The 531-nt window shown below is 42.4% G+C and carries 1 protein-coding gene; it reads left to right on the forward strand.

The window, feature by feature from the left end; genetic code table 11:
* Positions 1-531 (forward strand): transposase (locus R7044_RS27765; protein ID WP_225456308.1); only part of this gene is annotated, 531 nt, incomplete at both ends.

A 531-nucleotide genomic window follows, 5' to 3' on the forward strand; every position in this document is an offset into this window, starting at 1 on the left:
TCACAAGGCGTAACCAGCTACTCACCATGCAAACCATGGAAAGAAACCGACTACAAATATTACCTAAGAATATCTCGTCTACGATTACCCCTATCCTTACCGCCCTGAAAAATCAGATTGAAAAAGTAGAAGCAAAGATAGCGAAACTGATTGAGAGTTGTCCTGAGTATCAAGCCAAAAATACTATTCTCCAAAGCATGCCTGGTGTTGGTAAAGTCCTTGCTGCCTCCCTAATTAGTAATGTACCCGAGCTGGGCTTTATCACTAACAAACAAGCTTCTTCTCTCATTGGTGTCGCACCAATAACAAGAGAAAGTGGCCGCTTTAAAGGTAAGCGGCTGATACAAGGAGGGCGGTCTCAAGTTAGGACCGTTATGTATATGGCGATGATGTCGGCTATCCAATGCAACCCTGTTTTCAAAGCAACTTATGAACGACTACTTACGGCAGGAAAACCGAAAAAAGTTGCCATTGTTGCCTGCATGAGAAAGATGGTTGTTATCTTAAATTCAATGCTAAGAGATGGTGTTA

This window comes from Vibrio sp. 1402 (genome assembly GCF_033340275.1).